This is a genomic window from Mesorhizobium sp. M7A.F.Ca.AU.001.01.1.1 (assembly GCF_004022735.1).
In the GTDB taxonomy this organism is placed as follows: Bacteria; Pseudomonadota; Alphaproteobacteria; order Rhizobiales; family Rhizobiaceae; genus Mesorhizobium; species Mesorhizobium ciceri.
The window spans coordinates 1-9,347 of sequence record NZ_RZPF01000195.1 but is presented as its reverse complement, the minus strand read 5'-3'; the positions used below and the strand labels follow the sequence as shown (position 1 = coordinate 9,347).

Genomic DNA, 9,347 nt, shown 5'->3' with positions numbered 1-9,347 from the left:
GCTGACAGGTTGAGAGAGGTATCGGAGTTTTCCCGCCATGCCGCTTCTGCTGAAAGGGTCCTGTCGCTGCAATGCCGTGCGTTTCGAGGTGGAGAGCCACACGCCGGCGCCATTCATGCTGTGCTACTGCTCGATCTGCCGCAAGCAGCAGGGCGGCGGCGGGTTTGCCATCAATCTCGGTGCCGACAACGAGACACTGAACATCAGGGGCAAGCGCAGCCTCGGCGTCTTTCGGGCGGAGATCGAGGACGACGAGCATCCGCATTGCGAAATCTCAACCGGCGAGCGCAATTTCTGCAAGAAATGCGGCTCAGCCCTTTGGCTCTACGATCCAACCTGGCCGGAGCTTGTGCATCCCTTCGCCTCGGCGATCGACAGCGACCTGCCCATCCCACAGAGCAAGGTGCACCTGATGCTGAAATACAAGGCGAACTGGGTCGAGCCGGTGGTTGGCAAGCACGACAAGGTCTTCGACGTCTATCCCGAGGAATCGATCGCCGATTGGCACAAGCGGACGGGCATGTGGGTGGAGTGAGTTTCTTCGCCCCGTTTACGGGGAGGTGAGGAGTGATCCGCGCAGCGAACGAAAAGCCAATTGCTTGGATTTTCTAACGACGTACGCCGGCAGGCTGGGCGGAGCTAACTCTGGAGAGGCTGGCGCTGCCCCTCATCCGTCACTTCGTGACACTTTCTCCGCGTAAACGGGGCGAAGGAAAAAATCAGGCCGAAGCGCGTGCCTCTGCCAGTGCCTTCAGGTCGGCCGGCTTCAGTTCGACGGATTCGCCGCAGCCGCAGGCCGAGCTCTGGTTCGGGTTGTGGAAGGTGAAGCCGGTGCGCAGCGTCGTCTGCTCGAAATCCATCTCGGTGCCGAACAGGAATAGCGCGGCCTCGGGCGCGACATAGACATGAGCGCCGTCGCGCTCGATATGGTCGTCCTTGGTGTTGGGCTCGGTCACCAGATCGACCGTATATTCCATGCCGGCGCAGCCGCCCTTCTTGATGCCGAGGCGGATGCCATGCGCGTTGTCGCGGGTGGCGACGATCTCGCGCACCCGGTCGGCGGCCTTTTCGGTCATGGTGATGACGGCGAAGCGTCCCATTCTTTTTCCTTCCATTCCATGCAGGTTCAAGGCCTGCCGAATGATTCCTCACCTAAAATGGTGAAGTTTTATCCCTCGCGCAAGTGTGCCAGGCTTGACGCTAGTACCAGCCCACCGCCACCTGCGCCTCTTCCGACATGCGGTCGGCCGACCATGGCGGGTCGAAGGTCATGTTGACCTCGACGCCGGACACGCCTTCGACGGCGCCGACGGCATTTTCGACCCAGCCGGGCATTTCGCCGGCGACAGGGCAGCCGGGAGCGGTCAGCGTCATGTCGATCTTGACCGAGCGATTGTCCTCGATGTCGATCTTGTAGATGAGGCCGAGTTCGTAGATATCGGCCGGGATTTCCGGATCGTAGACCGTCTTCAGCGCCGATACGATGTCGTCGGTCAACCGCGCCAGTTCGTCGGCTGGAATGGCCGATCCCGAAACCAGCGCATTGGGCGCGGTTTCCGGAGTGGTCTCGGCAGCGATGCTTGCATCATCCATGGTCGTCACCCAAAAAAATCGTCATCCGAAGAATTTGCGCGCTTTCTCAAGCGCCTCGGCCAAAGCGTCGACTTCGGCCCTGGTATTATACATGCCGAACGATGCCCTGCATGTGGAGGTTACGCCGAAACGTTTCAACAGCGGCTGGGCGCAATGGGTGCCCGCGCGGACAGCAACGCCCTGCCTGTCTATCACCATCGACACGTCGTGCGCATGAATGCCTTGCAGTTCGAACGAGATGATGGCGCCCTTGCCGGGCGCATCGCCGAAGATGCGCAGCGAATTGATGGCGCGCAGCCGCTCATGCGCATAAGTCTTGAGGTCTTCCTCATGCGCGGCGATGCGCTCGCGGCCGATCGTTTCCATATAGTCGAGCGCGGCACCCAGTCCGATCGCCTGCACGATCGGCGGCGTGCCGGCTTCGAAACGATGCGGCGGCTCGTTGTAGGTGACGATGTCTTCCGTCACCTCCTCGATCATCTCGCCACCGCCCATGAAGGGGCGCATGCCCTGGAGAATGTCCTTCTTGCCGTAGAGCACCCCGATGCCCGAAGGGCCATAAACCTTGTGCCCGGTGAAGACGAAGAAGTCGCAGTCGAGATCCTGCACATCGATCGGCATATGCACGGCGCTCTGGCTGCCGTCGACGAGGACGGGAATTCCACGCGCATGCGCGATGCGCACGATTTCCTTGATCGGCGTCACCGTGCCCAGCGCATTCGACATCTGCGTGACGGCGACCAGTTTGGTGCGGTCGGTCAGCCGTTTTTCGAATTCCTCGATGTGGAGGACGCCGAGATCGTCGACCGGCACCCAGACCAGCTTGGCGCCCTGCCGCTCGCGGATAAAATGCCAGGGAACGATGTTGGAGTGGTGCTCCATGATCGACAGCACGATCTCGTCGCCCTCGCCGATGTTGGGCATGCCATAGCCATAGGCCACGGTGTTGATGGCCGAGGTCGTGTTCGAGGTGAAGATGATGTTGTCGGTGCTTGGCGCGTTGAGGAAACGGCGTACCGTTTCGCGCGCCTTTTCGTAGGCGTCGGTCGCGGCATTGGACAGGAAATGCAGGCCACGATGGACGTTGGCATATTCCTGGCTGTAGGCGTGCTGGACAGCGTCGAGCACCGCCTGCGGCTTCTGTGCCGAGGCGCCATTGTCGAGATAGACCAGCTTCTTGCCATAGACTTCCCGCGACAGGATCGGGAAATCGCGGCGGATCGCTTCGACGTCGTAGGGAATGTTTTCGAGTTTCTGGTCCATTTCAAAGTCCTTGCCGGCCAAGGCCGAGATCCTTCCAACACCCCTCATCCGACCGAGCTTCGCTCGGCCACCTTCTCCCACAAGGGGAGAAGGTCTAGCGCTTTACCTTCTCCCCTTGTGGGAGAAGGTGGATTGGCGCGTAGCGCCAAGACGGATGAGGGGTGGCTTTGCCGGACCCCATCCAATTAGCCGTGTGCCACGAACCAGCCGTCGAGCCGCGCTTCCAGCGCTTCGACGATCGCCTCGTCGTCCAGTTCCTCGATCACCTCGGCGACGAAGGCCTTCACGAGCAGCCCCCGCGCGCTTTTCTCGTCGACGCCGCGCGCCATCAGGTAGAACAGATGATCGTGGTCGATCTCGGTGACCGTCGCGCCATGGCCGCAAATCACGTCGTCGGCGAAGATTTCAAGCTCCGGCTTGGTCGAGAACTCGCCGTCGTCCGACAGCAACAGCGTGTTGCATGCCATCTTGGCGTTGGTCTTCTGCGCATATTGATGGACGTTGATGCGGCCCTGAAACACGCCGCGCGCCTTGCCCGTCACCACGTTGCGGATGATCTCCGTCGAGGTCGTGTGCGGCACGGCGTGGTCGAGAACCATGGTCACGTCGGTATGGGTGTCGCCGGCCAAGAGGTTGATGCCGCGCAGCTTGAAATCGGCGCCTTCGCCAGTCGTCCTGACCATGATCTCCTGGCGCACGAGCTTGCCGCCGGCGTTCATGACGAACAACGTCAGCTTGGCATTCTTGCCGATATGGGCCTTGAACTGGGCCAGATGCGTCGCCGTTTCCGGCTGTTCCTGGACAATCAGCCACGTCACCTCGGCGCCTTCGCCGAGCACGAGCTGGCTGACCGAGCTGCCCAGGGCAGCGCCGTCACCTGTCTGCCGTTCGACGATGACGGCCTTGGCGCCGGCGCCGACACGCACTGGCAGGCGCACATGGGTCTGGCCGCCGGCCTGCAGGTTCTGCAGCTCGACCGGCTTTTCGAGTTCCACGCCATCGGCGATGTCGACAAAATATCCGTCGGCGACGAAAGCCGTGTTCAGCGCGCCGATGGCGTCGTCGCTGCCATAGGGGTCGAGCCCAGGTGCTGCGCTGCCGTCGACCAGCTTTTCCGACAGGCGCTGGAAAGAGACGCCTTCAAGAACCGGCACTTTGGCGTCGGACTTGCCGTTCAGGATCGACACCACAGTGGAACCGTCAACGATCGGCGCAATGGCCTTGGCCATGGCGGCAGGGTCGAAGTCCGGCACGGTATTCAGCAACCGGCGCAAGTCGGTATAGTGCCAGGATTCGACGCGCCGCGTCGGCAGGCCGTGCTTGATCGTCTCGATGGCGTCGTCGCGCTTCAGCATCACCGCGCCGTCGCCCGGCAGCAGCGACAGCCGGTCGCCGAACGCGTCGATCAACGCTGTCTCGGCCGGTGTCCGCTGCGGTTGTGCGTGCATGTTCATCGGTATTACCTCTGGCATCTCACGCTGCTTCGCCGATCACGCCGGCATAGCCATTGGCTTCCAGGTCGAGCGCCAGCGACTTGTCGCCTGACTTGATGACCTGCCCCTTGTAGAGCACATGCACGGTGTCGGGCACGATGTGCTCAAGCAGGCGCTGGTAGTGGGTGATGACCAGGAACGCCCGGTCCGGCGCGCGCAGCGCGTTGACGCCGTCGGAAACGATCTTCAGCGCATCGATGTCGAGGCCGGAATCGGTCTCGTCGAGCACGCACAATTTCGGCTCCAGCAATTTCATCTGCAGGATCTCCGCCCGCTTCTTCTCGCCGCCGGAAAAGCCGACATTAAGCGGCCGCTTCAGCATCGCCATCTCCATGCTGAGCGAGGCGGCGGCTTCCTTCACGCGCTTCAAAAATTCCGGGATCTTCAGCGGCTCCTCGCCGCGCGCCTTGCGCTGCTCGTTCATCGCCACTTTCAGGAATTCCATGGTGGCGACGCCCGGTATCTCCATCGGATACTGGAAGGCGAGGAAGATGCCTGACGTGGCGCGCTCGGCCGGATCCATTTCGAGGATCGACTGGCCGTTGTAGAGGATGTCGCCCTCGGTCACCTCATAGTCCTCGCGACCGGCGAGGATGTAGGACAGCGTCGATTTGCCCGAGCCGTTCGGCCCCATGATCGCGGCAACCTCGCCGGCTTTCACCGTCAGGTTCAGACCGCGGATGATTTCGGTGCCGTCATCGACGATGCGGGCGTGCAGGTTTCTGATTTCAAGCATTTTTTCGTTTCCTGAATATCTGTCCGGTCAGCCGACCGAGCCCTCAAGCGAGATACCGATCAGCTTCTGCGCCTCGACAGCGAATTCCATCGGCAGTTGCTGGATGACGTCCTTGACGAAGCCGTTGACGATCAGCGCGATCGCCTCCTCTTCAGGGATACCGCGCTGCATGACGTAGAATTTCTGGTCCTCGGAAATCTTCGACGTGGTCGCTTCGTGCTCGAACTGCGCCGTCGAATTCTTGGCTTCCATGTAGGGCACGGTGTGCGCGCCGCACTGGTCGCCGATCAGCAGGGAATCGCAGTTGGTGAAGTTGCGGGCGTTGGTCGCCTTGCGGTGCGCCGAGACCTGGCCGCGATAGGTGTTCTGCGAGAAGCCGGCGGCGATGCCTTTGGAGATGATGCGGCTCGACGTGTTCTTGCCGAGGTGGATCATCTTGGTGCCGCTGTCGACCTGCTGATAACCGTTCGAGACAGCGATCGAATAGAACTCGCCCGAGGAATCGTCGCCGCGCAGGATGCAGCTCGGATATTTCCAGGTGATCGCCGAGCCGGTCTCGACCTGCGTCCACGAGATCTTCGAGCGATCGCCACGGCAGTCGCCGCGCTTGGTGACGAAATTGTAGATGCCACCCTTGCCCTCGGCGTCTCCGGGATACCAGTTCTGCACCGTCGAATATTTGATCTCGGCATCGTCGAGCGCCACCAGTTCGACGACGGCGGCATGCAGCTGGTTCTCATCGCGCTGCGGCGCCGTGCAGCCTTCGAGATAGGAGACGTAAGCCCCCTCCTCGGCGATGATCAGCGTGCGCTCGAACTGGCCGGTGTTCTTCTCGTTCATGCGGAAATAGGTCGACAGCTCCATCGGGCAGCGCACGCCCTTGGGCACGAAGACGAACGAGCCGTCGGTGAACACGGCCGAATTCAGCGTGGCGTAATAATTGTCGGAGGTCGGCACAACCGAGCCGAGATACTTCTTCACCAGTTCGGGATGCTCGCGGATGGCTTCCGAGATCGAGCAGAAGATGACGCCGGCCTGCGCCAGCTCCTTCTTGAAGGTGGTGACGACGGAAACGGAATCGAACACGGCGTCGACGGCGACGCGGCCCGATTTGTAGACATTGTCGCTGACTTCCTCGAGTTCCGAGGCGTCGGTCTTCTGCACGCCGGCGAGGATTTCCTGCTCGCGCAGCGGAATACCGAGCTTCTCGTAGACCTTCAAGAGTTCGGGATCGACATCGCTGAGCGAGGTCGGGCCGGGCGTGCTCTTGGGCGCCGCGTAGAAGTAGATGTCCTGGAAATCGATCTTGGGATAGTGGACGCGCGCCCAGGTCGGCTCGTCAAGCGTCAGCCAACGGCGATAGGCTTCCAGACGCCATTCCAGCATCCAGGACGGTTCGTCCTTCTTGGCCGAAATGAAACGGATAATGTCTTCGCTGAGGCCTTTGGGGGCCTTATCCATCGCGATTTCGGTCTGGAATCCATATTTATATTGGTCGACGTCGATCTTTCGGACCCGATCGATCGTGTCCTGCACAGCAGGCATATGCGTTCTCCATCCACGCCGGGGTCAAGGCCCGACAGTTTTCAAACTATGGCACCGCCAAAACGAACCCCAAAAAGGCGCTTGCGGCAGCGTAAGTTTCATATAGTGCGCTTCGACCGGAAATTCACCCGGCCAGCATGAAACGCACGGCTCTACCAGGCCGAATGGCCCAAATCATTTTCGTCAAGCATCGGATTTTCCCGAAAATCGCTACGCGCTTTTCGGTCCGATGCCCCAACCGCTCACGCGGCTTTTTCTCTATCCGCCCGACGCGCGGCGATTCCCGTCAGCGCAACGCGAAACAACTCGATGTCTTCCGCGCCCGTCGCCGGACCGATCGACACGCGCAAGGCGCCAAGGCTGTCACCGTATCCCATGGCTTTCAGCACATGGCTCGGTCCGACCTTGCCGGACGAACAGGCAGAGCCGGCCGACAGCGCTACGCCGGCCAGGTCGAAGGCGATCTGCGCGGTTTCGGCTTTGACGCCCGCAATAGCGAAGAATGCCGTATTGGCAAGCCTTGGCGCACCGGTTCCGAAGATTTCCGCGTCCGGCACCAGCGTTTTCACGATGGCCTCGATCTCGTCGCGGCGCCGGCGCACCGCATCTATGGCCGGCAATCCGGCCAGGGCCTCGCGGGCGGCCGCGCCAAAACCGGCAATGGCAGCGAGGTTTTCAGTCCCGCCGCGATGGCCCTTTTCCTGACCGCCGCCATTGATCAACGGCTTCGGCATCATCAGATCCGAAGCCGCGACGATGGCGCCGACGCCCTTGGGACCACCGATCTTGTGCGAGGACAGAATCAGATAATCGGCGTAACCCGCTGATAGATCGATCGAAACACGCCCGGCGGCCTGCACGGCGTCGACCATGAGGATGCCGCCCGCCGCCTTGACGATCCCGGCGATGCGATCGATCGGCTGGATGACGCCGGTCTCGTTGTTGGCGGCGTGGATGGCAACCAGCGGCAGGCCTTCGCTCTTGTCATGACCACTGAGCGCTGCCGCCAAAGCGTCGAGATCGGCGATACCGTTGGCGTCGACGCCGATCCGGTTTACCTGCACTGCCGGGAAATGTCCGCCGTTCAACAGGCAGGGATGATCGGCCTCCGACACGTAAAGCCGGCTCATGCGCACCGTGCCGCGCCCCATCTGCCAGTCGGGTGACAGCAGCGTCGAGGCTGCTTCCGTGGCACCGGAGGTGAACACGACGTGCTCGGGCTTGGCGTTGACGAGCGCCGCCACGTCACGCCTTGCGGTCTCGATCAGACGGCGGGCCGCCCGCCCCTCGGCGTGAACCGATGACGGATTGGCGGCGACATCGAGCGCCGCGACCATAGCTTCGCGGGCCGCGGCAAGCAGCGGCGCACTGGCATTGTAGTCGAGATAGGCGCGTTTTGCGGCCATTTTCGTCCGTCAAGTCCCGTCAGAAGCCATTCCGCCGTCGTATGGCGTTATTTCCTTGAAATTCCAAGGCGAGCCGTCCTATTTACGCGGCTTGCGGCGCGGGTGGCCGGGCTCGATGTCTTGCCACTCAGTTTTGAACAATTCTAAACTAGCTTCTAAGAAGACGCTCGCCCTGCGTCAAGGCCAGAGGAAACGTTCCAGGCACCGCGCATTCGTATTACCTAGTGGAGTATTTTATGCCTGAGGTCATTTTCACCGGTCCTGCCGGCCGCCTGGAGGGTCGCTACCAGCCTTCCAAGGAAAAGAGCGCGCCGATTGCCATCGTCCTGCACCCGCACCCGCAATTCGGCGGCACGATGAACAACAAGATCGTCTACGACCTCTTCTACATGTTCCAGAAGCGGGACTTCACCACGCTTCGCTTCAATTTCCGCGGCATCGGCCGCAGTCAGGGCGAATTCGACCACGGCACCGGCGAGTTGTCGGACGCTGCCGCGGCGCTGGATTGGGCGCAGTCGCTGCATCCCGATTCCAAGAGCTGCTGGGTCGCCGGCTACTCGTTCGGATCCTGGATCGGCATGCAGCTTCTGATGCGCCGGCCCGAGATCGAAGGCTTCATCTCGATCGCGCCGCAGCCCAACACCTATGATTTCTCGTTCCTGGCGCCCTGCCCGTCATCGGGCCTGATCATCCATGGCGATGCCGACAAGGTGGCGCCGCCGAAGGATGTGCAGGGCCTGGTCGACAAGCTGCACACGCAGAAGGGCATCACCATCACCCAAAAGACGTTGCCCGGCGCCAACCATTTCTTCTCCAACGATGCCGACCTGCTGCTCGAGGAATGCGCCGACTATCTCGACCGCCGGCTGGCCGGCGAATTGTCGGATCCGCGGCCGAAGCGGCTGAGATAAGCAAAGAAAGCAGGGACGGCGATGTACGAACCTCCTCATTTCAGGGAAACGCGGCCGGAAATCCTGCACGGGCTGATCCGGACGCATCCGCTGGGCCTGTTGATTTCCAACGGACCCGATGGGCCGGTCGCCAACGCCATCCCGTTCCTGCTCGACGCGGAAATCGGGCCGAACGGCAGGCTGCGCGCCCATCTGGCGCGGGCCAACCCGCAATGGCGCCTGTTGGCCGACAATCCGGCGTCAACCGTACTGATCGTCTTCCAGGGCAGCGATGCCTATGTGACGCCGTCCTGGTACGAGACCAAGCGCGAGACCGGCAAGGTGGTGCCGACCTGGAATTATGCCATCGTGCAGGTTCGCGGCACCGTCAAGGTGATGGATGATCAGGACTGGCTGGCGC

At 61.7% G+C, this 9,347-nt stretch carries 10 protein-coding genes; 3 read left to right on the top strand and 7 right to left on the bottom strand.

Going from position 1 to position 9,347, the window contains the following annotated elements; all coding sequences use genetic code 11:
* Positions 1 to 37 precede the first annotated feature (37 nt).
* Positions 38 to 535 (top strand): GFA family protein, encoded by a 498-nt coding sequence (locus EN884_RS14315; RefSeq protein WP_013532155.1) that lies wholly within the window; start codon positions 38 to 40, stop codon positions 533 to 535.
* 184 nt (positions 536 to 719) lie between these two features.
* Here the strand turns inward: EN884_RS14315 and sufA are convergent, their stop codons facing one another.
* The 7 genes from sufA to EN884_RS14280 all read right to left on the bottom strand — a co-directional run bounded on the left by sufA (position 720) and on the right by EN884_RS14280 (position 8,036).
* Positions 720 to 1,100, bottom strand: coding sequence for a Fe-S cluster assembly scaffold SufA (gene sufA, locus EN884_RS14310; protein WP_013532156.1), 381 nt, complete (start codon positions 1,098 to 1,100; stop codon positions 720 to 722).
* Positions 1,101 to 1,200: 100 nt separating this feature from the next.
* Entirely contained in the window at positions 1,201 to 1,593 is a 393-nt protein-coding gene (locus EN884_RS14305) for an SUF system Fe-S cluster assembly protein (RefSeq protein ID WP_013532157.1), read from the bottom strand.
* Positions 1,594 to 1,614: 21 nt separating this feature from the next.
* Positions 1,615 to 2,856, bottom strand: a complete 1,242-nt coding sequence (locus EN884_RS14300; RefSeq protein WP_063170212.1) for a cysteine desulfurase — start codon at positions 2,854 to 2,856, stop codon at positions 1,615 to 1,617.
* Between the two features lie 185 nt (positions 2,857 to 3,041).
* On the bottom strand, positions 3,042 to 4,310 hold the full coding sequence (gene sufD / locus EN884_RS14295) for a Fe-S cluster assembly protein SufD (RefSeq protein ID WP_063167809.1): 1,269 nt from the start codon (positions 4,308 to 4,310) through the stop codon (positions 3,042 to 3,044).
* A gap of 19 nt (positions 4,311 to 4,329) precedes the next feature.
* On the bottom strand, positions 4,330 to 5,085 hold the full coding sequence (gene sufC / locus EN884_RS14290; RefSeq protein ID WP_013532160.1) for a Fe-S cluster assembly ATPase SufC: 756 nt from the start codon (positions 5,083 to 5,085) through the stop codon (positions 4,330 to 4,332).
* A 27-nt stretch (positions 5,086 to 5,112) separates the two neighbouring features.
* Entirely contained in the window at positions 5,113 to 6,630 is a 1,518-nt protein-coding gene (gene sufB / locus EN884_RS14285; RefSeq protein WP_013532161.1) for a Fe-S cluster assembly protein SufB, read from the bottom strand.
* Between the two features lie 242 nt (positions 6,631 to 6,872).
* Complete coding sequence (locus EN884_RS14280) at positions 6,873 to 8,036, bottom strand: cysteine desulfurase family protein (RefSeq protein WP_063167808.1); 1,164 nt, start codon at positions 8,034 to 8,036, stop codon at positions 6,873 to 6,875.
* A gap of 236 nt (positions 8,037 to 8,272) precedes the next feature.
* Here EN884_RS14280 and EN884_RS14275 point away from each other — a divergent pair, with 236 nt between their 5' ends.
* Positions 8,273 to 8,947: an alpha/beta hydrolase gene (locus EN884_RS14275; protein ID WP_128360593.1), complete on the top strand. Its 675-nt coding sequence runs from the start codon at positions 8,273 to 8,275 to the stop codon at positions 8,945 to 8,947.
* 21 nt (positions 8,948 to 8,968) lie between these two features.
* The coding region (locus EN884_RS14270; RefSeq protein WP_164895008.1) for an FMN-binding negative transcriptional regulator at positions 8,969 to 9,347 on the top strand (379 nt) is incomplete at its 3' end.